Below are 25,642 nucleotides of genomic sequence, written 5' to 3'. Positions count from 1 at the left end.
AACGGCCATCGCGAGTCTCTGGTCGGAGTTGCTGGGTGTCGAGCGGATCGGGCGCAACGATCATTTCTTCGAACTCGGCGGGCATTCGCTTAGCGTGGTCCAGCTGATGGTCAAGGTGCGCAAGCGTTTTACAATCGAGCTGGCTATGCGCGACATGTTCGCCAATCCGACCTTGCGTGCTTTCGCGATTCTTGTCGGGACCAGGATCGTCAAGCCGGCCACGACGAATATCGTGCCGATTCGTACGGCCGGCTCGGCGCCGCCGGTTTTTCTGGTGCACCCGGGGGGGGGCGGTATCGACTACGTTCGCTTGCTCGCACCGTGGATTCGCGTCGATGTGCCTGTCTATGGCATAGAAGCTGACGGCATGCTTCCGTGGCAGACAGGCTATGCGTCGGTCGAGGAAATGGCCGCGTCCTATGTGGCCGGCATCAAGCAGGTTGCGCCATCGGGCCCTTACCGGATTGCCGGATGGTCGGCGGGTGGCGTCATCGCCTACGACATGGCCAGGCAATTGTCTGACCGTGGCGACGAGGTTGGCTTCCTTGGTCTCATCGATACGACTTTCCCCTCGGCGGACACGACGGCGAGACCGCCGTTCGATCCGCGCAGCGAAGTCATCACGTTGCTATCCCGTCTCGTCGACAGCAAGCGCTTGGCCGAGATCGTCGCCCACACCGATGCGATGAGTTTCCCCGAACTGGTCGCCTATGTGTATACGCAACAGGATATTCGTCTGGCCGATGGCAGTGCGTTGCCAGTGTTCGACGAGGAAACGCTGCGATCGCTGCTACAAGCTCGACATGCCATTGTCGATGCCGTCAGCGAGTACGCACCCGCGCCTAAGACGGAGAAAATTCATTTCTTCGAAGCGGTCGAGAACACCCATCCCAGCTCGCATGCATGGGTAGAGCATCACAGGGAGAACATCGAGGTGATCGCCGTGTCGGGGAACCATCTCAGCATGATGGACGATCCCGCTCATCTAGCTTTCCTCGGTGCATCGCTCTCCGAAGGATTGGATCAATCGACACTTCAACGCGTCTGACACGACAGCTTTGCCTTTAGACAGATTTCGGAGCCTACCCATGTTGGATATCACGCCGCTTTTCCCCGAACACACTGGCCCGATCCTGGCCAGGCCCACGCAGGGGCGTCTATCGTTACTCGATATTGTGGTCGCTCAGCGCGACGACTTTCGATCTCGGCTGACCGAGCATGGCGCCATTTTGTTTCGCGGCTTTCGTGTCGACGAGGTTTCCGATTTTCATGCCCTCGTGGACGGGCTGACCTCGGATCATATGCGTTACATCTACCGGTCGACACCACGCAGCGTCGTGACCGATCGCGTATCCACGGCGACCAGTTATCCCGCGCAACTTGAAATTCCCTTGCACAACGAAAATTCGTACAGCGACAACTGGCCTCTGACGGTGGCATTTTGCTGCACGAAGCCGGCGGTCGAAGGAGGCGAGACGCCGGTAGCCTGCATGCGCGAGGTGACCCGGGACATTGGGTCGGCGCTACTGAATAAATTTCAGGAGCTGGGTGTCGAGTACATAAGGCATTACCACCAGGGAGTCGATCTGCCTTGGCAAGATGTTTTCCAGACAACCGACAAAGGCGAACTCCAAAATTATTGCGACAGCAACGGCATTTCGACCGAATGGCTCGACGGCGACCTTCTGCGCACGGTAAGTCGTGCTCAGGGAGCCGCCGAGCATCCGGGAACGGGTGACCGGGTTTTTTTCAACCAGGCACATCTTTTCCACGTATCGAGCCTGGGTCAGGGGCATGCGGAAGCACTCACTGAATTATTCGGGCTCGACCGTCTTCCTCGCCATGCTCGTTTCGGCGACGGAAGCGAGATATCCGCGGAGGAACTTGCCCGGATAAATGATGCATTCCGAAAAAACACACTTGCCTTTCCATGGCAGACCGGCGATGTCCTGTGGGTCGACAACATGCAATACGCCCACGGCCGTCGACCGTTCAAGGGTGAGCGCGCGGTGTTCGCGTCGTTGATGGAGCCCTACCACCCGAAGCTCGCCGAGGCTGCTGCTTGAGTACCTCAGGACAGGACGCCAAGGTCACGGCGCGCACACCTGCCACATCGATCGACGCGTTGATTCCACTTCACTCCACTCACAGCCGTGCCGTGCCGGTAATCTGCATACCTGGCGCGGGAGCGAGCGTTACTTCGTTCATGCCGTTTGCCTCGGCAATCGGACACCAGCGGCCGACCTTCGGGTTACAGCCGTTGGGCATCGGTCCGGGCGAGACGCCGTGTGAATCGGTAGAAGACGCAGCCTCCTATCACCTGGATGCAATTTGCCGTATCGCTTCTCGCCCATTCCACTTAGTTGGTCACTCGCATGGCGGGCGCGTTGCTTTCGAACTTGCGGTGCGGCTACAGGCCGAAGGTATCAACCCGGCATCGCTCACCCTCATCGACTCGGAAGCTCCAGATCCTGTGGGGACGGAGAACCTCTCGCTGGATGAGGCCGCCATCCGCGGCGAGTTCGTCCACGTTTTCGAAAAAATCCATGCGATAGAACTTTCACTATCGCCCGGGATACACGCGTCGACCGATCGCGAAACTTTTCTATCTGCATTGCATGGATTGCTTGTTGCGCATGGAAGGTTGCCGGCACGAAGCGCCAGTTCGCTGCTCTTGGGGCCACTGGCTACGTTCGCCGCGGCAAGACGCGCGCGCTATCGGCCCACGCGAGTCTTCGAGGGAATACTTCGGCTCGTGCAGGTGCGTGATGTGGACCTCACTCTCGATGACGACCTCGCTCAACGCAATGCGTATGTCGAGGAGTGGGCAAAGCACGCACGAGATACCGATGTATGGCACGGGCCGGGTGATCATTTTTCGATCCTCCAGCAACCGCAAATCAAAACCATGGCCTGCTGGTGGCATGACGGCTTAAAGTCTTAAGGGAGTATTGGTTCTATGTTTGCCTACTACGTAGGAATAGCAGTCAGGAACTTGCGACGAAGCTGGGGGCTGACTCTGCTCATGGTCTTGGCCATTGGTCTCGGGGTTGCCGCTTCAGTGACCACTTTCGCGGTATTTCGCGCGGTATCCGGCGATCCGGTACCCGACAAGTCGTCGCAATTGTTCGTACCCTTGTTCGACATGTGGGGGCCGCGCAATGGCGTTGCGCGCAAGGACCCACCTGACGCGCTCGATTACTTCGATGCGATGAACTTAATGCGCGACCATCGCGCATCGCGCCAGTCGGCCATCTATCCCATCCAGCCCGCGCTCGCTCCAGCGGATAGCAATCACCATTCCAAGAATATCGACGGCAATGCTGTTTACAGCGAGTTCTTTCCGATGGCCGAAGTGCCGTTGCGCTTTGGCAATGGATGGTCAGATAACGATGATCGCCAGCATGCTACGGTCGCGGTCATCAGCTCGGCGTTGAACGACGAACTTTTTGCCGGAAAAAACAGTGTGGGACGCACGATAAATATCGCCGGAAAGGATTTTCGTGTCGTCGGCGTGCTCGATAACTGGAATCCGCAGCCGCGTTTTTACGATGTGCACAACAGCGGCGGCTTCACGACACAGAAGGTCGATATCCTGGTGCCGTTCCAGACAGCCATCACGGCAGGCATCAAAAATACCGGCAACACGAACTGCAACAGTGCGATGAATAGCGCCGGCTTCGATGGTCTCATCCAGTCCAACTGTGTCTGGATCTCATACATGGTCGAGCTGCGCGACGCTTCGGCCGTGCAGGCATTTCGCGGCTACCTCGATGACTACGTGAATCTGCAAAACCGGGCAGGACGTTTCCATTGGAAATCCGACACCCGCTTGATGGGCTTGCGCGAATGGTTGGAGTTCGAAGAGGTTGCACCGAGCGATACCCACTTGTCCTTGTTGGTCGCCATCGGCCTGCTCGCTGTCTGCATCATCAATACCACCGGCCTATTGCTGGCCAAGTTCATGCGTCGTCGCGGTGAGGTCGGCATACGTCGGGCCTTGGGCGCCACGAAGCGTTCGGTCTATCTCCAGTTCGTCACCGAAGCTTCGTTGGTAGGGCTTTCCGGTGGCGTATTCGGGCTGGCTCTGACCGCGCTCGGCGTCGCTGGTGTGCATGCGTTGTTACCGAAAGACATCGCTTCGCTGGCACATCTCGATGCAGGCCTACTCGGCCTTTGCCTCCTGACAGCCGTTGTCGCAACGACACTCGCAGGTCTTTTCCCGGCAGCCCGCGCGTCTGCCGTGCAGCCGGCTCTCCAGTTGAAGATGGACTGAGATAAGTTTGACTATGAAACTACATCCCATTATTGCGGCCATGCGTCGGCAGTACGCCGGCGCCATACTTATCGCTCTGCAGATTGCGCTGACCCTGGCCATTGTCTGCAATGCCATGTTCATCATCGCCCAGCGAGTCTCTCGGATCGATCGTCCGACCGGACTGCAGGAAGATGGCTTGTATTGGGTCACTCAGCAGTGGGTACTTCCGGCCGCCGACGATCCGACGAAAAAGACCGCTCAGCTCGATGCCATGCAGGTCGAAGACATGGCCGCACTTCGGCGGATTCCTGGGGTGACCTCGGTCGCATCGGTAAACACATTGCCGTTACTCAATTCGAGCCGCGACGGTGGCGTCGCATTAGAGCCCAATCAAGCGAGCCCACTGGCACGAACGGTCTACTATTACGGTGACGAAAACATGCTGTCGACGCTTGGCGCGCACCTGGTCGAGGGCAGGGAATTCACCAGTGGCGACGTTTTGCATGAAGCTGCGCAGGCAAGCCATACACCATCGGTGGTGATCATCACCAAGGAACTGGCTAAGAGCGTATTCGGCGAATCGAGTGCGCTGGGTAAATCCATCTACCTCGACGGATCGAGCTCGCCATCCCGTATCGTCGGAATCATTGACCGGCTCCAGGTATCCACCACGCATAGTTGGGCTGATACGTTTACCTATCACTCCACCCTCGTGCCGGTCCGGCTGAGTGACGATAGCAGTACTTATGCGGTTCGTACGACGCCCCAAGCATTGGACAAGGCGATACGAGCTACCGCATCAACCCTCTACGGCGTGAGCAGTGCACGGGTTATCGCAGAAGACGGCATTCGTTCGTACGCGGCTATTCGCGAAGATGCTTATCGTGCCGATATGGGCATGGCGATTCTGATGGCCTCCGTCTGCGCGATTCTGCTTGCCGTCACCGCTGCCGGCATCGTCGGACTGACGAGTTTCTGGGTAGCGCAGCGAGGTCGACAGATCGGTATTCGACGCGCGCTGGGTGCCCGAAAAATCGACATCTTCCAGCACTTCCATCTCGAAAACTTGTTTATATCGAGCGTCGGCGCCGTCGTTGGAATCGTCGTCGCGTTCGCACTCAATGCTTGGCTTATTGAACACTATGAGATGCGGCGTATTCCGATTGTCTTCGTGTTGTTGGCCTCGCTGCTGGTTGTCGCCACGGGGCAATTCGCTGTGTTCGTCCCTGCGCGTCGAGCATCGAAAATTACGCCGATGGCGGCCATGTCCAACCGCACGAACTGAATCTGCCGCGATTGCTGAAATCGACACTAAGGAATATTCGAATGAATCAGAGCAATTTTGATGTGGCGTGTGCAACGTCGGGAATTTCTGCATGAACCCTCTCCACATTGGTTCGCATGACAGACGTCCGTGGCTCGCGTTATCCGGGATCGCCGTGTTGGCTATCGTTGTCTGGCTTCTCCTGGGCCCTTTCGATACGGTCGCCTTGGTTCCCGCCAATGTTCAGAGCGAAGTGTTTTCTGCCGAGAGGGCGCTCGATTTCGCGCACACCGTCATGCCCGACGAGGTGCCGCATCCGCTGGGCAGCAAGGCAAATGCCGCGATTCGCCAACGGACTATCGCAGCGTTCAATCGGCTCGGTTATTCCACACAGGATCTGAGTCGTCCCATTTGCGAATTCAGGTACGACGGCGCGCGCTGCGCCATCGTGCATAACATCGTTGCGCGCCTTCTCGCCAAAGACCAGTCCGCGCGTCCGGTGCTTCTCACTGCGCACTACGATTCGGTTCCTGCGGGGCCAGGCGTGGCGGACGACATGTCGAACGTTGGTGCGCTACTGGAAATTGCACGGCTCCACGCCATCGGGGCGTTGAAGGTGCCGCTGATTTTCCTGCTGACGGATGGCGAAGAACCGGGAACTCTCGGTGCCAAGGCTGCATCAGAAATGGGCATCGACGCAGATCACGTGACGCTCGATCTCAATCTCGAGGCGCGGGGAACTGAAGGGCCGTCCATCATGTTCGAGGCCGGTCCGGCAAGCGGCGAGCTAGTGGATGCATTCCTGCGGAACGTGCGTCCGATCAACACGGCTTCTTACATTTCGTCAATTTACCAACTGCTTCCCAATGACACCGACTATTCGGTGTTCAAGAAGGTTGGCATGCATGGCCTCAATTTTGCCTTCGGTGGCGGTCTTTCGCGTTACCACACGCCTCGCGACGACTTCGCTCATCTCAGCTTGGCCAGCATGCAATTGCAGGGTGCTGCCGTGGTGGGCACCCTAAGCGGCTTGACGGATAAACACGGTGACGTGTCGCCTCTCGCTTTACCGGGTTTCGTCGATCTGTCGCATGCGTTTGTCGTTCGCTGGCCGGCGTCATGGACCTGGCCTCTTGTGGCGTTGTGCGTCGTGTTTGCCGTGCTGGGCTTGGCGATATTGTTTTACACGAAGCGCCTGCGCTATCGCGAATGGTTGGGATCGACCGCGAAGATGATCTTCTCCGCCGCCATCGCTTTGGCCCTCGTGGACGGCGTCATGATGTTGCTGCGGATAACGACCGGCACACCAACGCCTTGGCTGGCGCATACGTCCATCACCTGGGCTGCCGTCTTTGGCGTAGCGTTATTCGTGGTGTTCATGTTTTGGCGCGTTCGCGAGAGCAGGGATGCGGTGCGTGCCATGGCGGGGCTGGTCACGTTTCAACTGCTTGGCTTGATTGCGCTTACGAGTTTGAACGCGGGGCTCAGCGCGTTGCTGCTGGTACAGACGATAGTCATGGCTGCTGGCTTGATAGCCTTGACGCGCGCTCGAAGCGAGGTGGTGCGTGATTTGGTTTTCCTTTCCAGTTGGATAGTCTCGTGCTTGGTTTTTGTTCCGGCGACTCGACTTTTCACCATGATGCTGTCACCGGATGAGGCGGCGATCGCGGCCGTGCCCTCGGTACTCATGATGTGTGCCAGCGTGCTCGTCTTCGGGCGGATGTTTGCCGGACGAATGCGCATGATTGCCCTCGCCATTATAGGTCTGGCTTCCGTTGGCGCGTTGGTCTTTGTGATGATGGCGCCGCACGAGACGGTCAACGATCCAATGGAGGCCAACGTGTATCAGGTGGACGATGTAACCGCCGGAAAGTCATGGATTGCGAACGGGTCGTCGAGTCATCCCTTGCTGACAACGCTATCGGCGGCCGCACGCTTTTCCCATGCCGTGCAAGCGCCATGGCCTCGAATGCTGTTGAATGCCCGCTACATATCACCCTTGTCGGCACCGCATTCAGCGGCTCCTATGATGGATGGCTGCGGAACGAGACCTGTCGATGCGGATGCCTATGCCCAGTGTGTGCACTGGGTGGCCGCATCAGGATACGACGAGCTGACAATGACCGTAGGAGCGGGCCACGGAATCACGACATTGCGTTTTAGCGGTCAAGACTTCCCAGTCGACGCCAAGCTCAGGCAACGCGGCATGTCGATTCATTTCCTCGGGACGGAGGCAGCAGATCAGCCTGTAGAGCTAATAATCGATAGAGCGGCGGCCACCCGCGAAATCATACTATCGGGAACCCGTTACAACTTGTCGGGGAGAGCGTTAGAGATCGCTTCGCTGCGAACCGCCGCACAAGTGCCAACGCAGGAGGGCGACAAGACAATCGTATACGTGCGTCAGTCGCTCGACGGATTTGTTGGAAGAAAATGAATCGAAAGCGTGCTCATGATTCGCTAGTGCTTATTGGCCTAGTCTGAACACTGTTATCGAGTCACACGGCGCCGAAGACGGAATTTCTAGCACACCATGAGAAACCGAAATAGCAGAGAATTGCCGAAACGACTAAGATCTGAGAGCGCTTGAACTGCTAGCGCAATCGAAATATGACAGTAACCGTGACGGTAGGTCGATTTTAGAAACGTTTGGAAACCGCGTAGCACAAGGCTTTTTGACCTTGTGCGAAGCACCCATATCAAAAGCTAAAACTCATACGAAAGATTTTTTAGCTGACGCTGACAGAGACAGCTGATTTCACCCTTATAAGTAGCGTCCAAGGTCATCCAGCAAGTTTGGAGGCATTTCTGGGGCACAGATACTGCCGCCGATCTTACCGATGTTTGCATATCAATGCTTTGTGCGATGAGTTTGGATCCCGCCGGGAGCATGCCGACTTCTCGGTATGTCTCACCAAGTCTCAACATCCACAAAGCCGCCACTATGCGGGCGTTGCCGTTTTGTCGTCATGGTTTAGGCCTGTCGACAACGGATATTCGACATTTAGGCTGATACCTTTTTGAAAACGCATCGTTCGATGCACATTAGAAGTAAAAATCGATGATGAGCGCATGGATGGCACAATGCTTATATTGACCCGCGTTATTGGCGAATCCCTGATCATTGGCGATGACATCGTCGTGACCGTGTTGGGCATCCGGGACAGTCATATCCGTTTGGGTATTTCGGCTCCCAAACATATATCGGTACATCGAGAAGAAATCTACAAACGCATTGAGCGTGAGCGAAGGCCGATGCGCGATGAATTGGATCGTCTCCCCGAGCCGTCGTCCTCGGCTGTTCTCTCGGCGCCGTCTGCGCGTAATGTCACGCAGATACCAGTGACGTCTCGCGGCCGCCGGCCACCGTCCAAGTAACGTTATCCCACCGACGTGGCGTGACATGCGTGCATCCGTCGGCGCAACACGACAACGGGCGTGCGACGACGGACGGATTCAACTACGAAGTGCGCCGCGGTTGAAAGAAGCATCGAAAATTTGTTGTGGCGTGCGCAATCCCAGCCGCTTGCGCGGTCGCTAGTCGAGCTTGTCTCCATCGCCTGGATATCGACGTCGGAGTAAGCGCTCAGATCGCTGCGCTTGGGCAGGTGCCGCCGGACCAAATCATTGGTATTTTCGTGGCTGCCGTGCTGCCAGGATGCGTAGGGTTAGGCGAAGTAGCTTTTGGCGTGCAGGGCGATATCGATCACCGTATGCTTGACGAATTCACTGCCTTTGTCCCTGGTCAGGTATGCACGCGAATCTGCACGGCATGCAGAGCATGGACGACGGCGCGTATGACCGTGTCGCCTCACCGTTGGGTACACGGCGCATCCACAGCAGGGTGGGCCGAGTCTGTTGTGCAAGCCGCTTTTTGCGGACGGCTCGTTTGTACGTGCCCCGAGCGGCGTATTCTTCCCATGCGACATGGAGCGCGCGGTCGCGCCGGGTACCGCGCTCAAGTATTGGTATCGTCGGCCGTTGACTAACGAAGCGTGTCGACGGGTCTCTGGCGTGGCATCGGCGAGCGGCAAATGCGGTGGCGGTTAGTTAGGGCCGGGTTGCTGCAGCGGAGGATGCGGCGGCCTATGGGGATTGAGCGGAGGCCCGCATCGGGGCGTAAAACATGGCAGGAATCTGGAAGCGACTGTTTACGAGCGATGGGCCGCAGGTCCGATCGGTCGTCGTGGCGGCAAAGAGCGGTGCCTCAGCATCGAGTGCTTCAACCTCCAGCATCGACCTGGCGACGGTGCCAGAGGCTCCGGCTCTTGACGGTGCCGACATCGACGACCGCTTTTATCGCCTGATCCTGGGCATGGCCGACTCGACGGTCACCGATATGCGCCTGCCGGAAGTGGCGATGCTCAAGCGGCTCGACAAGCTGTGCGGCGCGGATCGCTTCGACATCGCCAGTTTGCCGCGATTGCCTGCGATATTGCCGCAGCTTTTGCGTCTGCTCAAAAGTGAGCAGGCCGATGGCATCGGGATCGCCCGACTGATCGGACGTGATCCCGTATTGGTAGGCGAAGTGATGCGCGTGACCCAGAGCGCGCATTTCCGCACGCTCAAGCCGATCGTGAGTTTGCAGCACGCCGTCGTGCTGCTGGGCCATGACGGCCTGCGTACGATGGTGACGTTGCACGTGATGAAGCCGATCCTGCAGGGCAGTGCCGGTATGCTCGGCCATTCGGCCGGCCAACTCTTGTGGGATCACGCCGAGCAGTGCGCGCATGCCGGGATGTTTCTGGCGAAAGGTCACAGCGACCCGTTCGAAACGTATCTTGCCGGTATCGTCAGCCATGCCGGTTTCGGCGCGATGATCCGCTTACTCGACCAGGAAGTTTCGCCCACACTCGGTGCTTTCAGTGCGGAGTTTCTCAGCAGCTGCGTGAGGATAGGCAATTATCTGTCCCTGCGTGCCGCGCTGCATTGGGAGTTGCCGGCCAACGTTATCGAGGCATTGCGCGAGCGCATGGAGGCGCGCCGCCAGCCGCCGTGCAGTGGGCTCGGCAAGGTGCTGCTGGCAGCCGATCACCTGGCGATGCTGCAACTGCTCAGTCTCAATGGCCGGATCGAGCGTGGAACGCCGCTGGTCAAGGAGCGGGTCGACGGCCTGTCGGCGGTGCACGTGGAACGGGCGCGAAGCGATTTGTGGCGCCGCTTTGGTTCGTCCGACGGCTTCGACCGGTAAACCGCGAGCCCGCATTCGCGCGCAGGTGGAAGTATGTGTGGCCTGCGGCGATGCGCGCCGCTTGCGGCACGATAGCCCTCGGGCCCTCAGTACGCTTGCCGGTTGGCGAAGTTGTAGACCTGATCCGCCCACTGCGTGGATTCGAGATAAATCGCGGACATTCGTTCGATGTCCTGCGGCTGCGTGTCGGTGGCGCCCAGCTCGCCGGCTTCCCATAGATAGATCTGTCGCAGAGGTACCGCGAATGGGCCGCGATTTTCCACCAAGGCTTCGTGGATTTCCGGAGCCAGCGGTAGATGGCTCAGCAAGAACGTCATCGGAGCGCACATGAGTGTGTCCAGCAGCGAGAGCAAGCCGGCCATGAAGGCCATGTCCCGAAAATGGACCGGCATGTCCTGCGAGAGCTTTTCGCACATGTGGGCGCGAATCAATGCTGCGCGCAACAGCTCCGGCGGCCGGTCGTCCATGCCGCCCAGCGCCATGGTGTAGATCCAGTTGCGCATACGCGCTACACCGAAGAAGATCGCTGCCTGCTGAATCGATTTGAGCTGACGCGGCAGCGCAAAATAGGCCGAATTGACGCAGCCGAGCAGTTTGTAACTCAGTACGGCATCCTCGCGGATAATCTCGCCCAGTTCCACCGGCCCGGGATTGTTTTCCTGCAGCGCCTTCATCAGGCGCAGAAGGTTTAACCGGCTCGCGGTGAGCACCGGCAGGTCGAACTGCTCGGGCAGGAGCAGGTAGCGCCCCTGGATGCCCTGCACTGGCAGGTTTTCGCAACGGCTGTAGATCTCGGGGTCGTCGACGAAGCCGGCAATCACGTTCAGCCCGCGCGCATGCAGCTCGGCGCTGCGTAAAGCCAGGGCCTTCGCATCGATGGCACCCGCGTCCAGCCGCACCCAGGTGGCCATGGCCAGCAGCGGCTCCAGATTGCCGTAGGGCCGCTCTGCCTTGGCGTCCAGCTCGCAGAGGTCGAGCATGAGCGCGCAGCCGCGATCGGCCAGTTGCTGCAGACGTGGAACCAGATCCGCATCGGCGATGCTGACAGGGTCCACGATGATGCCCAGCCGCGGATGCTGAGCCAGCACGTCGGTCTGCTCCATCAGCAAATCGCGCGACAGGCGAACGAAGGCGCGATTGCCGCGCACGAGCTGCCCCATCCCACCATCGGTGATGGCGGCAAGCAGTCGGCGCATCAGCGTCGCTTCGGCATCGGCCCCCAGTTCCTCGCGATGAAACAGCAGCTCATAGGCGACCAGTTGCCCGCGGCGGTCCAGCATGGGACTGCGCACGATCGGCAGCGGCATGTCGAGGTCGAGCGTGCTGGCATCATCGTGGCGATGCGTATTGGCGGGAGTTGAGCTCATGATCTTTCGTCAGCTCGGGCAAATGCTTTGTCGTTGCCAATGATCGGCAAACGAGGGTCGCGGCCGTCGCACGAGTGGTACCGCACGGCTCAGGCTTCGGCCAAAGGCAACGAACGGTGTCCGATATGCAAGGTTCCGCTATGACCGTAGATACCGCTGTCGGAACCATTTCCGGTCAATACGGAAAGCGCCCGGCGCACTTGCAAGAGCCGCTGCCCGACCAGGGCACCGTTGCGCTGGTTCTTGTCCCGGCAGGCGGTGAGATTCTTGAGCAGCTCGCTCCATGCCGGGTCGACCGTTCGCGCCGTCTGTGCGGATGCGGCGCTCAAGTGCAGCCGCTCCGCATCGAGCTGCTCAAGTCTGCGAGTCAGCATCTGCTTGGCTTCGCCGGAGCGATTCAGGGCTTCGGCATCGGCCTGGATCAGCGCCTCGCGTTCTTCATCGAGCACCAGAATCAGCTGCATCGTGGCTGCCCGCATGTCGGCCACGATGGCCTGCAGGGCGCTGTCGAGTTCGGCCTGCAGAGGAGGGGTCATGATGTGCCGTTGATCTGGCTTTCGATCGACGCGAGACGGTCGGCGATCTTGCCGGCGTCGACATGATAACTGCCGTTGGTCAGCGCCTTGCGAATCTGCTCGACTTTGGCCGTATCGACCGGGCTCTGCGCGCTCACGCTGGTCGCCTGATGCAGCGCGTGGGCCGAGTCGGTCAGCTTGATGCTGTCATCGGACTGTGGCGCGGCGGAGCCGCTGGTGCTGGCGCTGCCGGTCTGATTGCTGGCGCTTCCTTGGCTGGTCGTCGCCTGCGGCAGAACGGGCAATCCGTTGGATGAAATGGTCGTGTTCATAGGTCTTAGGATTCTCTTGTGCGTTGAGCCCTGTAGTGAGCTTATCGGCATCAGCGTTGGAAACTTTAAGGTCGCCGATCCGACGCGGGTATTCGGTCCATTGCCACTTTAGGGTAATGCCTTCACTTCGCCTGCGGCCAGCACCACGCCAGGCACGATCAGCCCCGAATGCCCGTTGCGTACGCGCAGGCGCGTTCCGGTGTCGCCGCCGTCCAGCGCCTGGCCTGTGGTGCGCACTTCGATACCGTCGAGCTGGGCGATCAGTTCCACTTGATCGCCCGCCCGCACCATCTCGCGACCGTTCAGCTGTCCGGGCTGGAGCACGGTGCCTGGGCTCAACGGACGCGCCAGCGAACGGCCAGCCACCTGATCGAGGCTCTCGACATAGCCGTAGCCCAACCGAGTGACGTCGCGTTCTTCGCTATGCACATCGCCGGCACCGACGCTGTCCCCGCGCGCCAGGGGCCGGGTGGTGACCAGCACCTGCCGGTAAACCTGCATCTGGACCGGTACGCGGATAGTCCAGCCTGCTTGGGTCGGGCAGCTCACCGACACCGCCACGCGCGAACTGACCTGCGGACCCGTGGGCAGGCGCGCCAGCAACGGCTGCGGACAGGGCGCAAGCCGCAACCGCGGGTTCAGCGGCTGCGGCACGATGACGAGTCGCGTGCCGGCTTTGTCGTATTGCGTGCGCACCGCCTGCTCGGCGACGGTGCGCACGTCGGAAGAAGACATATCCGCGCCGCGCGCCGCGCCGTTCGCCGTCATGGCCAAGACCCATAAAAGAGTGATCAGCCGCGGTCGGGTCATGGTCGATCGTCCGCCAGCATGCTGGCCAGGTGGGTATTCAGGGCTTCTCGCTCGCCTTCGAAGACTCTCGACAATTGGGCGGCCTGATCCAGCTGGCCGCTGCCCAGCAATTCGAGAAAGGCGTTGCCCTGTTCGTGCAGCCGAGCCGCGGATTCACGCAAGCTCTGGCTTGCCGGATGGTTGTCGTGTCGTGCCGCCAGCCGCCCCAGGCTGCGTTGAAGCGCATCGGTATCGAACCAACGGCGGTCCAGAGCGGTGGGTTCCTGCAGCGCCAGCTCCATGCCATGGCGCAGCCCCTGCACGGATTCGCGCACGGTCAGGCTGAGGCTGGCTAGGTCATTGCCGCTTTCGCTTTCGAGCCAGCTCAGGCACAACCGATGCGCCAGCACGGCGGCGCGGTTGAGCCCGTCGCCATGACGACGTACCTCGTTGGCGCGGCGCTGAAGTGCGCCAAGCGATGCCTGGATGGTGGTGGTACGCACCTGCAGGCCGTCCTGATTTTCCCGCAGCGTTTGCACGCGGCCGCGCGCCGTCTGCAGCGCTTCCTTACCCTGCTGCAGCTGGATTTCAGCCGCGCCGATGCTGCTTTGCGCACGCTCCAGCCGCTGCAGTCCGGCTTGCACATCGGTATCCATATGCAACGAGAATTCGCCGATGGCGCCGGTCACGCTTTCGATTTCGGCCGTGGCCAGCGCCGTCTTTTCGGCCAGCTGCTTGACCTCGTCGGCGACAACGGCGAACCCACGCCCGGCTTCGCCAGCGCGCGCCGCCTCGATCGCCGCGTTCAGCGCAACCAGGTTGGTTTGATGAGCGATCTCCTGCACGTTGGTCGTCAAGGCGCGAATCTGGGCGACCTGTTTGGTGAGGTGGCTCTGGTTGTGATTCATCGCCGACAGTGCGCTGCGCAGCAGCCTCAGCTGACCATTCAATTCGCCGACCGTGGTCCGGCTGCATTCGTCGGCCACGCCAGCCGCATCGAGATTGCCCTGCACCTGCTGCAGCGCGGCGGTGATGCCGGCGCTGCCATCCGTCAAACGGCCGACGCTATCGCGGCATTCGCTCGCCGACTGTTCCAGTGAGGCTTGTTCGCGCTGGAGCGCCTGCGCGTTGGTCAGCACAAGACTCTGCTGTTCCAGCGATTGCAGCGCGACGGAGGCGGGTGGACGGGGTGCCAGCTTTGCCAGCAGCGGCGCCAGTGCGCGGGCCGCGGAGGGATGCTTGAGGCTTAGCGCGGTCACCTGCGCCTCGTTTCCGGCGAGTGCGGCTTGCGTCAGGGCGGCCAGATGCTGGCTGAAGATCAGGCTCATAAGCAAAGCAATTCCTAAAGGTCGTGCACCAGAGATCGTCTGGAAGCGCAGAAACTTGAGCAAGCAAAGCACATGCCATGGTCGAGCGGATGAGCGGCGAGGCAACCCGCAGGGCCGGGTCTGTGTGCCCCCTTCCTGCGTCATCACTCGGTCGTGGTCTCTCGTTCTTCCTTGGCCTGCGCGCCAACAGTTCCCGGCGCGGGCCACGCGGAGACGTTGAACAGGCTCTAAAGATTCGTCCGAAATACGGCAGCGCCGCGGAGAACAGCCACCATCACCGCGCTCAAGTCTGTGCTCAGCGCGGCCGATAGCCGTAGATAGGCCGCGCGGTAAAACGTGGCCCAGCATCTTCGAGGATTCGTATGGCTGCCGCACCGCTGTTGGAAAGCGTGGAAAACCACACCCGGCTGGCCGGACACAATCGGGTGGCGATGCTGCTGTTTCGTCTCGGCGATACTCAGCTGTTCGGCATCAACGTGTTCAAAGTGCGCGAGGTATTGCGCAAGCCGCCGCTGGAGCGATTGCCCAGTATGCACGACCTTCTGGCGGGCAGCTGTGACTATCGGGGCAAGACCATTCCAGTGATCGATCTGGGGCTGGCGATGGGTTATCCGCCGTTGACGGCGATGGACTGCGCCCATCTCGTGGTCACTGAATTCAGTCGCTCGGTACAGGGCTTTCTCGTGGCCGACTTCCAGCGCATCGTGCACTGCAGGGGTGAGGCTCTGGAAGCGCCATCTTCTACTCTGGGGTTTGGCAATCGAGTGAGTGCGGTGACTCGTATCGACGGCCAGCTGATGGCGGTTATCGATGTGGAGCAGGTGCTGGTAAGCATCGACGATCCGGTAATCGAGATATCGAGCCGCCTGCAGCAGGCAGCCGAAGAGACGTCGAAACGGCCGCATCGGATACTTGTCGTGGACGATTCGCTCGTGGCGCGGCAGCGCTTGCTCAGCATCTTCCGCCAGATGCACCTGGATTGCGTCGTCGCCTTCGACGGTCGTGAAGGTCTCGATCGCCTGATCCAAGAAGCGGATGCGCCTGACGGGCAAGGCATCGACCTGGTGGTTTCCGACATCGAAATGCCATGCATGGACGGCTATGCGCTGACGCGGGCCATTCGCGAATCTCCTGCCCTGCGAGGAATCAAGGTGGTGCTGCACAGTTCCCTCAGTGGAGTGTTCAACGAATCCATCGTGCGTGACGTGGGTGCGGATCGCTTCATCGCCAAATTTCAACCGGATCTGCTGGCGCAGACAGTACTGGAGCTGTTGACCACGTCAACAAATTGACGCCGGTTCATCGAATCGGACAGCGTCGGGATTTCGTCTCGAACCGTCGGCATACCGTCGCCATCGTGGGTGAGGCGGGCGGCTGCACGCGTCTGACAGGCGCGTAGACCGCCGCCCTGCGCGGCTTTATCGGGATGGCATGCAATTTGCTCCTGACTTCCGGGCGACCATCGCCGCGGGAGTTTGCCCATGACCATCACCACCGACAGCGTGTTCGGACTCAATGCGCCGGCGCTCGAGCTGTGGCAGCGTCGATCCGAAGTGCTGGCCTCCAATCTGGCCAATGCGGATACGCCTGGTTACCAGGCGCGCGACGTCGATTTCCGCGCCGCTCTAAAGCAAGCCGGTGGCGAGTCCGACCAGCTCGCGATGAGCACGCCTAGCGCGGGACAGATGGATGCGAGCAGCGCCAGCGCCGACGCGCTCAAGTATCGCATCCCCATGCAGCCCAGCATGGATGGCAACACCGTCGACACCCAGGTCGAACAATCCGCCTTCGCGTCGAACACCGTTCACTATCAGGCCAGTCTGAGCTTCATCAATGCCACCATTCAGACGCTGCGCCTGGCCATCACCGGAGGTACCAGCTGATGTCGCTCATGAAGATTTTCGATACCGCCGGATCCGGCATGGCAGCGCAGTCGCTGCGGCTCAATACGGTGGCCAGCAACTTGGCCAACGCCGACAGCGTCAGCAACAGTCCCGACTCGGCCTATCGCGCAAAAGAACTCTTGTTCGCGCCGATGCAGAGCGCGTCGGCGGGCTCGGTCGCACAGGATGCCAGCGAAGGCACCAACGGCGTGCGCATGCTCGGCGTTACCGAAAGCCAGCAACCGGTTTCGTCGCGCTACGAGCCGGGCAATCCCATGGCCGATGCCAACGGCACCGTGTACGGCAGCAACGTCAATCCGATCGACGAGCTGGTCAACATGATTTCGGCATCGCGCTCGTACCAGAACAACGTTGAAGTGATGAACAGCGCCAAGCAATTGGCGATCAAGACGATCGAACTCGGCAGCTAATCAGAGGAATCATCGGTGACCATCGGTAGCGTTTCATCCACCAACCCCAGCTCGCTCAGCCTGACCGGCAGTACGGCGACGACGCCCACGTCGGGTTCGCAGCTCACTCAGGCGGACTTTCTCAAGCTGATGACCGCGCAGCTGCAGGCGCAGGACCCCACCAGCCCGATGGACAACTCGCAGTTCGCCTCCCAGCTGGCGCAGTTCAGCCAGCTGTCGGCGACGCAGGATCTCGACACGAACGTGCAGTCGCTGAGCAGTTCGCTGGGCACGTCGATGCAGACCTCGCAGGTGCTCAGTTCGGCCAACCTGGTGGGTCGTCAGGTGATGGTGCCCTCGAGCACGGCGGCCTACAGCGGCACGGCAGCCGTCAAGGGCGCGGTCAATGTCGCCAACGCCGGCGATATCCAGGTGCAGATCACCGATAGCACCGGCACCGTGGTGCGCTCGATCGATCTGGGTACGCAGCAGGTCGGGCTGGCCAACTTCAGCTGGGATGGCAAGGACAACAACGGCAATGCCGTCGCCGCCGGTAGCTACGCGCTGTCGGCAAACAATTCGGGAAGCACGACGGCGCTGACGACCTACGTTTCTGCCGCCGTCACCGGTGTGGGGTACGCGGGTAGCGCGGGTACGTATTTGCAGGTAGCAGGAATCGGCGGCGTTCCGCTGAGTCAGATCGCACAGATCAACTGATCGCGGCACCACCTTAATCACTTTTCGGAGAAACCAGCATGGCTCTCAATCAAGCGCTCAGCGGCATCGTCGCCGCTCAATCCGATCTCAACGTCATCTCCAACAACATTGCCAACGCCGGGACCACTGGCTTCAAGGGCTCGCGCGCGGAATTCGCCGATGTGTTCTCGGTGACCGGGCTCAACCTCGCCGCTACAGCGGTCGGCAGCGGTGCGCGGCTGACCGATGTGGAGCAGCAGTTCACCCAGGGCGACATCCAGACCACCAACAACAGCCTGGATCTGGCGATCAGCGGCAATGGATTCTTCGCGGTCAACAACGGCGACGGCGTCTCCTACACGCGCAATGGCGATTTTCATCAGGACGCGACCACGGGCTTCGTGGAAACCCAGGATGGCTCGCGCCTGCAGGTCTACGCGCCCAACGGCGCCGGCGGTTTCGATACCAGTTCGCTGACCAACCTGCAGCTCAACACCGCGCAAAGCAACGCGACGGCGACCAGCGCGATCAGCATCACGGCGAACCTGCCGTCCAGCGCCACGGTTCCGACCAATACGCCGTTCAACCCGAGCGATTCGACGACGTATAACAATGCCACGTCGCTGACGGTTTACGACTCGCAGGGCGGTTCGCACCAGGCCACGGTCTATTACGCCAAGACCGGCAACAACACGTGGAACGCGAACCTGTATATCGACGGCGCCAGCGCAGGAACCCAGGCGATCACGTTCAATACCTCCGGCCAGCTGACCACGCCGGCCAGCGGCAATCTGTCGTTCACGCCGACCCAGCCGACCAACGGCGCCACGTTTCCGGCCAACATGACGGTCAACCTGTCCAACACGACCCAGTTCGGTACGGCGTACTCGGCAGGATCGACCAGCCAGAACGGTTTCCAGGCCGGCACGCTCTCGTCGATCAATATCGATGCCAACGGCATCGTGACAGCGTATTACTCGAACAATCAGAGCAGTCAGCTCGGCCAGGTAGCGATGGCCAACTTCACCAACCTGGGTGGCCTCGATCAGATCGGCAACACCAGCTGGAAGGCCAGCTCGGCCTCGGGCAGCGCCATCATGGGCACCGCCAGCACCGGCCAGTTCGGCACGATCCAGTCGGGCGCGCTGGAAAGCTCCAACACCTCCGACACCACCGCCCAGCTGGTGGACATGATCCAGGCGCAGCGCGACTACCAGGCCAATGCGCAGGTGCTCAGCACCGACAGCACGCTGGCGTCCACACTGTTCCAGGCCGTGTCCAGGTAATCGGCCGGCATGGATCGCTCTGTCTACATCTCGATGACCGGCGCCACGCAGACGCTGCAGGCGCAGGACGCGGTGAGCCACAACCTCGCCAACGCATCCACGGTCGGGTTCAAAAGCGAGCTGAGCGCTTTTCAGAGCATTCCAGTGCAGGGCGACGGCGCGGCGACGCGGATCAATGCGGTGGCTCAGGGCATCGGCGAAGACGAGTCGCAGGGTACGCCGCTGACGACCGGCCGATCGCTGGACGTCGCCGTGCGTGGTAACGGCTGGATCGCGGTGCAGGCGCCGGATGGCAGCGAGGCCTATACGCGAGCGGGCGATCTGCAGCTGACGCCCGATGGCGGGCTTACCGATGCGCGTGGCAACCCGGTGCTCGGCAACGGCGGTCCGATCAACGTGCCCAACAGCGCGCAGATCAGCATCGGCAACGACGGCACGGTATCCACCGTACCGTTGGGGCAGGGGCCGAGCACGGTCGCCGAAGTAGACCGGATCAAACTGGTCACCGCCGATCCCGGTCAGCTGACCAAGGGCGGCGACGGGCTGATGCATGTCGCCGGCGGCGGTCAGGCGACCGCCGATCCCAGCGTGCTGCTGACGCCGGGAGCGCTCGAAGGCAGCAACGTCAACGCCTCGTCGGAGCTGGTCAAGATGATCTCGCTGTCGCGCCAATACGAAATGCAGGTGCGATCGATCAAGACGGCCGAGGACGATTCGGACGCCAGCACCAAACTATTGCAGACGAGCTGACCGCGGTCGCCTCGTCCCCATGCACTCGGAGTAAGCCATGTTTTCCTCTCTCTGGATCGCCAAGACAGGTCTCGACGCGCAGCAGACGCGGATGGACGTGATCTCGAACAACCTGGCCAACGCCAGCACCACCGCGTTCAAGACCTCGCGTCCGTCGTTCCAGGATCTGATGTATCAGAACGATGGCCAGCCCGGCGGCCAGACCACCGAGCAGACGCAGTCGCCATCGGGTCTGTTGCTGGGCACCGGCGTGAAGGTCGCCGGCAGCGAAAAGCTGTTTACCCAGGGCGCGATTTCGCAGACCGGCAACTCGCTCGACGTGGCGATCCAGGGCCGCGGCTTCATCCAGGTGAGTCTGCCCGACGGCACCGTCGCCTATACGCGAGACGGCTCGCTGCATCAGGACAATACGGGCCAGATCGTCACGGCCGACGGCTATCCGCTGTCGCCGGCGATCACGCTGCCCAGCAACGTGCAGAGTCTGACGATCGGTACCGACGGTACCGTCACGGCCACCACCAACGGCTCCACCACGCCGGCCACTGTCGGCACGATCCAGCTGGCCGACTTCATCAATCCGGCGGGCCTGCAGGCCATGGGACAGAACCTTTATCTCGAAACGGCGTCCAGCGGCACGGCGCAAACCGGCCAGGCCGGCGTCAACGGCATGGGTACGCTGGCGCAAGGTTCGCTGGAGTCCTCCAATACCAATGTGGTCGAGGAAATGGTCAACATGATCGAAGCGCAGCGCACTTACGAAATGAATTCCAAGTCGATCAGCGCCGTCGACGACATGTTGCAGTTCGTCATCAATAAAACCTGAGTTCCCGTCATGTCGCGCCTGCCTATCTTATTCACTCGTTTCCTCATGGTCGTGGCTCTGGCCGCGCTGGCTGGCTGCGTCATGGAGCCGACCCATCCGGACGATGGCAATTGGGCGGCGACGCCGCCGCCGGCACCGCCGCCGGCGACCCAGGCCGACGGCGCGATCTATCACGACATGCAGAACATGGAACTGTTCACCGATGCGCGCGCGCATCGCATCGGCGACATCCTCACCATCAATCTGGTCGAGAGCACGCAGGCCAGCAAGAAATCCGAAACTAGCACCGGCAAGACGGACAAGAGCACGATCGGTGCGCCGACCATCCTCGGGCAGTCGCTCAGCATCGGCGGCAAGACCGCGGACACCAGCACCAACGCGGCGCGCAGCTTCGACGGCACCGGCAGCAGTACGCAGAGCAACCAGCTCAGCGGCGCGCTGACGGTGACCGTGGCACAGCGCCTGTCCAACGGCAATCTGCTGGTGCGCGGCGAAAAGTGGCTGACCATTAATCAGGGCCAGGAACTGGTGCGTATTTCGGGCATCGTGCGCGCGCAGGACATCGAACAGGACAACTCGGTCTCCTCTACCCGCGTGGCCGACGCGCGCATTGCCTACACCGGACGAGGCACCCTGGCCGATGCCAACACGCAGGGCTGGCTGTCGCGCTTCTTCAATTCCAAGTGGATGCCTTACTGATGAACACAACGTTCCGTCGGCGGCGGTTCTCCGCTCGCATCAGTATGGCCACCGGCCTGCTGCTTGGGCTGCTCTGCGCGCCGCTGGCGCATGCGGACAAGGTGCGTGATCTGGTCGAAGTGGCCGGGGTGCGCAGCAATCAGCTGATCGGCTACGGGCTGGTGGTGGGTCTGGACGGCACGGGCGATCAGACCACGCAGGCGCCATTCACCACGCAGAGCCTGGAGAACATGCTCAAGCAGTTCGGTGTCTCGGTCCCGGCGACGGTACAGCCGCAGCTGAAAAATGTGGCGGCGGTGACGATCACGGCCCAGCTGCCGCCGTTCGCCAAGCCGGGTCAGACCATCGATATCACTGTGGCGTCGATCGGCAACGCCAAGAGTATCCGCGGCGGCGAACTGCTGATGACGCCGCTGCGCGGCGCGGACGGCGGCGTCTATGCGATGGCGCAGGGCAGCGTGGTCGTTGGCGGCGTCAGCGCGCAAGGTAAAAGCGGTTCCAGCGTGCAGATCAATATTTCCGCCAGCGGGCGCATACCCAACGGCGCGATGGTGGAACGCAGCGTGGCCTCGTCGTTCGGCAGCGGCGGCGATCTGATTCTCAACTTGAATACGTCGGACTACACCACCTCGGCGCGTATCGCCGAGGCGATCAATCGCTCGTACGGTGCAGGTACGGCGCATCCGCTGGACGGTGGCTCGGTCGCCGTGCGTGGGCCGCTCGATCCGGGTCAGCGCGTGGCCTGGCTGGGCGCGATCGAATCCCTGGATGTGCAGCCTGGCGATGCGCCGGCGCGGGTGGTGGTCAATTCGCGCACCGGCACGGTCGTGATCGGCTCGGATGTGCGGGTGACGGCGGCTGCCGTCGCCCACGGTGCAATCCAGGTCAGCATCAGTGAACAGCCGCAGGTCAGTCAGCCCAATCCCTTGAGCGGCGGCCAGACCGCGATCGTGCCGAACAGCACCGTATCCGTCAGCGAAGACGGCGCGCACATGTTCAAGTTCGGCCCCGGCGTCAGCCTCGATTCGATCGTGCGCGCGGTGAATCAGGTCGGCGCGACGCCGAGCGATCTGATATCGATTCTGGAAGCGCTGAAGCAGGCCGGAGCGCTGCATGCCGATCTGGTGGTGATCTGATGGCAGGCGCGGGCGACGTCGGTGCGCAGACGCTAAGTACCTGGACCAATCTGTCCGGGTTCAATGCGTTGCGTCAGCAGGCGCAGACCGACAGCAAGTCGACCCTGCCGGCGGTCGCCAAGCAGTTCGAGTCGATTTTCACGCAGATGATGCTCAAGTCGATGCGCGCGGCCAGCTTCGGCGATTCGCTGTTCGACAGCCAGGCCGGCGACGAGTGGCGGGACATGTTCGATCAGCAGCTGTCGCTCGATCTGTCCCAACACGGCAAGGGTCTGGGCATCGCCGACATGCTGCTGCGTCAGCTCGGCGGCAAGGATGCGCAGAGTGCGCAGGCAGCGCACGCGCCGGGCGATCCGGCCGCGGCAGGTCTCGTCGATGGCTGGCGTCAGCGTCTTTACGAAGTGGCCGATGCGACGCGTTCGGCGGGACGTACGCTGCTTTCGTGGCTGCCGGCCGACGCCGAGGAATTCGTGCGCGAACTCGCCCCGCAGGCCAGCATCGTGGCCAAGCAGCTCGGCCTCTCGGTGCGAACCGTACTGGCCCAGGCCGCGCTGGAAACGCAGTGGGGCAAGCACATGCCGAAGCATCCCGACGGCAGCAGCAGTTTCAATCTGTTCGGCATCAAGGCCGGCAGCAGCTGGGATGGCGAACGCGTCAACGTGCCGACACTCGAATACGAAGGCGGGGTCGCCGTGCGCAAGCAGGCACAGTTCCGCAGTTACCGCTCGTCGGCCGACTCGCTGGCCGATTTTGCCGACCTGATCAACAACAACCCACGCTATGCGCAGGCTCGCGGTCACGGCGACGACGTGGTCGGGTACGCCCAGGCGTTGCTTGAAGGCGGCTATGCGACCGATCCAGGGTATGTGTCGAAGGTGGCATCGATCGCCAACAGTCCGATGATGCGTCAGGCGCTCGATGCGCTCAAGAAAGCCGTCCCGTTGCCGACACCGTGATAGGTCACGAGTTCATTTCAGGGCGCCGGTACGCCACAGATTTTGATTCTAGAGGGAAGTCGTGATGTCGAACATGCTCAGCAATGGCATCTCCGGATTGAATGCGGCGCAGGTCGCATTGAGCACCGTGAGCAACAACATCGCCAATGCGGGCACCACCGGTTACAGCCGCCAAAGCGTGCAGCAGGTCGAGAGCATTGCGCCGAGCAACGGCAAGTACACGATCGGCAGCGGCGTTGATGTCGTCGGCGTGCAGCGCGCCTACAGCCAATACCTCACCGGCGCGCTCTGGAGCAGCAATTCCAGCCTGCAGGCGGCCACCACCGCCAGCGGACTGACCACCACGTTGAACAGCCTGCTCAGCAACAGCGGCAACCTGCAGAGTTCGCTGGACACGTTTTACGGTGGTTTCAGCAGCGTGGCCAGCTCGCCAGGGTCCAGCGCGGCACGTCAGGCGCTGCTCGGCAATGCTTCGTCGTTGGCGACGGTTTACAACACGCTTGGTCAACAGCTCAGTCAACAGCGCACGCAGGTCAACAGCCAGATCGGCGACGCCGTTGCCAGCATCAATACAGTGAGCCAGCAGATCGCCACACTCAACGGTCAGATCACCGTCGCCAGCATCAACGGTACGCCGAACGATCTGCTGGACCAGCGCGACACTCTGGTGCAGCAGTTGACGGGCCTGACCGGCGCGTCCGCGGTGACCGAGGGCAATGGATCGATCAGCATCTACACTTCGGCGGGGCAAACCCTGGTGAGCGGCACGCAATCGTATGCGCTGTCGACCAAGAGCAATCCGTACGATCCGACCACGACGGACGTGGTGGACAGCGCGGGCAATGACATTACCTCGCAGCTCAGCGGCGGCTCGCTGGGTGCCTTGATCAACTATCGCGACACCACGCTGGTGGCGGCGCAGAATCAGTTGGGCCAGTCGGCCGTGGCACTGGCGGACAGTGTCAATCAGCAACAGGCACAGGGTCTGGATCTCAACGGTAAACAAGGCCAGGCGATTTTCAGCGTCGGCAGCCCCGGCGTGCTGCCTTCCAGCAGCAACTCCTCCGGCGGCGCTACTGTTGCCGCGTCGGTGACGGATGTGTCGCAGCTGACCAGCTCGGACTACGTGCTTCGCTATACCGGTGCAGGTACCGGCACCAATGGCTGGAGCCTGGCCACGACCGGCGGCCAGAGCGTGTCGTTGACGGCCAACGCCGATGGCTCGCTATCCGGCGCGGGGCTGACCTTCAATACCTCGGGCACTGCGCAGGTGGGCGACAGCTACGAAATTCAGCCGACCCGCGACGCCGCCAGCACGCTGGCCGTCAGCCTGACCGACCCGAACGGCGTGGCGGCTGCGGCAGCACTGACGGCCACCGCGACAAAAACCAATACGGGTACCGGCGTGGCCGGTGCCGTCAGCGTCACCGATGCCAACAACGCCAACCTGCTGGCCGGCGCCAAGATTACTTTCGGCGCCGGCAACAGCTACAGCATTACCGATGGCAAGGGCAACACCACGTCGGGTACGTATGCAGCGGGACAACCGATCAGCGCGGACGGCTGGAGCCTCAGTCTGAGTGGGACGCCCGCCAGCGGCGACAGCTTCAGCGTGGCGGCGAATACCAACGGGCTCAACGACAGCACCAACGCGCTCGCGCTCGCCGGTCTGGCCGACGTCGGCATTCTCAATGGCGGCAAGACGTCGATCGTGCAGAGTTACGCCAACCTCACGACGCAGATCGGCACGGCAGGCAGCCAGGCGAATGCCGATCTGACCACGCAGACCAGCCTGTACAACCAGGCGCTGGGCAATCAGCAGAGCCTCTCGGGCGTCAACCTCAATGAAGAGGCGGCCAACCTGGTGAAATTCCAGCAGGCCTATCAGGCATCGGCGCAGGTGATTTCCACGGCGCAGTCGATCTTTTCCAGTCTTATCACGGCCATTCAGGCGTAATC

23 protein-coding genes and 1 pseudogene are annotated in these 25,642 nt (G+C 61.3%); 19 read left to right on the top strand and 5 right to left on the bottom strand.

All coding sequences use genetic code 11. From position 1 onward, the window contains the following. The 8 genes and pseudogenes from HDE76_RS15840 to HDE76_RS15805 all read left to right on the top strand — a co-directional run. Positions 1–1,048 (top strand): non-ribosomal peptide synthetase (locus HDE76_RS15840; RefSeq protein ID WP_255481631.1); only part of this gene is annotated, 1,048 nt, incomplete at its 5' end. A 40-nt stretch (positions 1,049–1,088) separates the two neighbouring features. Beyond that, on the top strand, positions 1,089–2,066 hold the full coding sequence (locus tag HDE76_RS15835) for a TauD/TfdA family dioxygenase (RefSeq protein WP_184508950.1): 978 nt from the start codon (positions 1,089–1,091) through the stop codon (positions 2,064–2,066). After that, positions 2,063–2,944, top strand: coding sequence for an alpha/beta fold hydrolase (locus HDE76_RS15830; protein ID WP_184508948.1), 882 nt, complete (start codon positions 2,063–2,065; stop codon positions 2,942–2,944). The genes HDE76_RS15835 and HDE76_RS15830 overlap by 4 nt, the downstream gene beginning before the upstream one ends. A gap of 15 nt (positions 2,945–2,959) precedes the next feature. Then, positions 2,960–4,276, top strand: coding sequence for an ABC transporter permease (locus tag HDE76_RS15825; protein WP_179478458.1), 1,317 nt, complete (start codon positions 2,960–2,962; stop codon positions 4,274–4,276). Between the two features lie 13 nt (positions 4,277–4,289). Further along, a complete protein-coding gene (locus HDE76_RS15820) occupies positions 4,290–5,543 on the top strand; it encodes an FtsX-like permease family protein (RefSeq protein ID WP_184508946.1) in 1,254 nt (417 codons plus the stop codon). A 91-nt stretch (positions 5,544–5,634) separates the two neighbouring features. Beyond that, entirely contained in the window at positions 5,635–7,959 is a 2,325-nt protein-coding gene (locus tag HDE76_RS15815; RefSeq protein WP_184508944.1) for a M28 family peptidase, read from the top strand. A gap of 647 nt (positions 7,960–8,606) precedes the next feature. Beyond that, a pseudogene (gene csrA, locus HDE76_RS20815) lies at positions 8,607–8,771 on the top strand (carbon storage regulator CsrA); the annotation flags it as partial. An 877-nt stretch (positions 8,772–9,648) separates the two neighbouring features. Continuing rightward, a complete protein-coding gene (locus HDE76_RS15805) occupies positions 9,649–10,713 on the top strand; it encodes an HDOD domain-containing protein (protein ID WP_184508939.1) in 1,065 nt (354 codons plus the stop codon). 86 nt (positions 10,714–10,799) lie between these two features. Here HDE76_RS15805 and HDE76_RS15800 read toward each other — a convergent pair whose 3' ends face one another. The 5 genes from HDE76_RS15800 to HDE76_RS15780 form a co-directional block, all read right to left on the bottom strand. Beyond that, positions 10,800–12,080 (bottom strand): HDOD domain-containing protein, encoded by a 1,281-nt coding sequence (locus HDE76_RS15800; RefSeq protein WP_255481629.1) that lies wholly within the window; start codon positions 12,078–12,080, stop codon positions 10,800–10,802. A gap of 89 nt (positions 12,081–12,169) precedes the next feature. Further along, positions 12,170–12,616, bottom strand: a complete 447-nt coding sequence (locus HDE76_RS15795) for a flagellar protein FlgN (protein WP_179478448.1) — start codon at positions 12,614–12,616, stop codon at positions 12,170–12,172. Further along, positions 12,613–12,927: a flagellar biosynthesis anti-sigma factor FlgM gene (gene flgM, locus HDE76_RS15790; RefSeq protein WP_179478446.1), complete on the bottom strand. Its 315-nt coding sequence runs from the start codon at positions 12,925–12,927 to the stop codon at positions 12,613–12,615. Before flgM ends, HDE76_RS15795 begins: the two co-directional genes overlap by 4 nt. A gap of 108 nt (positions 12,928–13,035) precedes the next feature. Continuing rightward, positions 13,036–13,737: a flagellar basal body P-ring formation chaperone FlgA gene (flgA, locus tag HDE76_RS15785; protein ID WP_179478444.1), complete on the bottom strand. Its 702-nt coding sequence runs from the start codon at positions 13,735–13,737 to the stop codon at positions 13,036–13,038. Then, complete coding sequence (locus HDE76_RS15780) at positions 13,734–15,044, bottom strand: methyl-accepting chemotaxis protein (RefSeq protein ID WP_179478442.1); 1,311 nt, start codon at positions 15,042–15,044, stop codon at positions 13,734–13,736. The genes flgA and HDE76_RS15780 overlap by 4 nt, the downstream gene beginning before the upstream one ends. Positions 15,045–15,406: 362 nt before the next feature. Here HDE76_RS15780 and HDE76_RS15775 point away from each other — a divergent pair, with 362 nt between their 5' ends. The 11 genes from HDE76_RS15775 (at position 15,407) to flgK (ending at position 25,640) form a co-directional block, all read left to right on the top strand. Continuing rightward, positions 15,407–16,336, top strand: a complete 930-nt coding sequence (locus HDE76_RS15775) for a chemotaxis protein (RefSeq protein ID WP_179478440.1) — start codon at positions 15,407–15,409, stop codon at positions 16,334–16,336. 189 nt (positions 16,337–16,525) lie between these two features. After that, on the top strand, positions 16,526–16,927 hold the full coding sequence (gene flgB, locus HDE76_RS15770; RefSeq protein ID WP_184508937.1) for a flagellar basal body rod protein FlgB: 402 nt from the start codon (positions 16,526–16,528) through the stop codon (positions 16,925–16,927). Further along, positions 16,927–17,358 carry a flagellar basal body rod protein FlgC gene (flgC, locus tag HDE76_RS15765; protein WP_179478436.1) on the top strand — a complete coding sequence of 144 codons (432 nt, stop codon included), beginning with the start codon at positions 16,927–16,929 and terminating at the stop codon, positions 17,356–17,358. Before flgB ends, flgC begins: the two co-directional genes overlap by 1 nt. 15 nt (positions 17,359–17,373) lie before the next feature. Further along, positions 17,374–18,054, top strand: coding sequence for a flagellar hook capping FlgD N-terminal domain-containing protein (locus HDE76_RS20965; protein WP_343205722.1), 681 nt, complete (start codon positions 17,374–17,376; stop codon positions 18,052–18,054). 38 nt (positions 18,055–18,092) lie between these two features. Continuing rightward, entirely contained in the window at positions 18,093–19,319 is a 1,227-nt protein-coding gene (gene flgE / locus HDE76_RS15755) for a flagellar hook protein FlgE (protein WP_184508934.1), read from the top strand. 9 nt (positions 19,320–19,328) lie between these two features. Continuing rightward, positions 19,329–20,069, top strand: coding sequence for a flagellar basal-body rod protein FlgF (gene flgF, locus HDE76_RS15750; RefSeq protein ID WP_179478432.1), 741 nt, complete (start codon positions 19,329–19,331; stop codon positions 20,067–20,069). 37 nt (positions 20,070–20,106) lie between these two features. Further along, a complete protein-coding gene (gene flgG / locus HDE76_RS15745) occupies positions 20,107–20,892 on the top strand; it encodes a flagellar basal-body rod protein FlgG (RefSeq protein ID WP_184508932.1) in 786 nt (261 codons plus the stop codon). A 9-nt stretch (positions 20,893–20,901) separates the two neighbouring features. After that, on the top strand, positions 20,902–21,591 hold the full coding sequence (gene flgH, locus HDE76_RS15740; protein WP_179478428.1) for a flagellar basal body L-ring protein FlgH: 690 nt from the start codon (positions 20,902–20,904) through the stop codon (positions 21,589–21,591). Between the two features lie 44 nt (positions 21,592–21,635). Beyond that, positions 21,636–22,727: a flagellar basal body P-ring protein FlgI gene (locus HDE76_RS15735; protein WP_184508998.1), complete on the top strand. Its 1,092-nt coding sequence runs from the start codon at positions 21,636–21,638 to the stop codon at positions 22,725–22,727. Continuing rightward, the gene (gene flgJ / locus HDE76_RS15730) at positions 22,727–23,683 is read left to right on the top strand and encodes a flagellar assembly peptidoglycan hydrolase FlgJ (RefSeq protein WP_179478426.1); all 957 of its coding nucleotides are present in this window, start codon (positions 22,727–22,729) and stop codon (positions 23,681–23,683) included. Before HDE76_RS15735 ends, flgJ begins: the two co-directional genes overlap by 1 nt. A 64-nt stretch (positions 23,684–23,747) precedes the next feature. Then, positions 23,748–25,640, top strand: coding sequence for a flagellar hook-associated protein FlgK (flgK, locus tag HDE76_RS15725; RefSeq protein WP_184508930.1), 1,893 nt, complete (start codon positions 23,748–23,750; stop codon positions 25,638–25,640). Positions 25,641–25,642: the final 2 nt, after the last annotated feature.

The organism is Rhodanobacter sp. ANJX3 (assembly GCF_014200755.1).
Taxonomy (GTDB): Bacteria; Pseudomonadota; Gammaproteobacteria; order Xanthomonadales; family Rhodanobacteraceae; genus Rhodanobacter.
The sequence above is the reverse complement of the archived record's forward strand: the minus strand, read 5'-3'. Positions and strand labels throughout refer to the sequence as shown.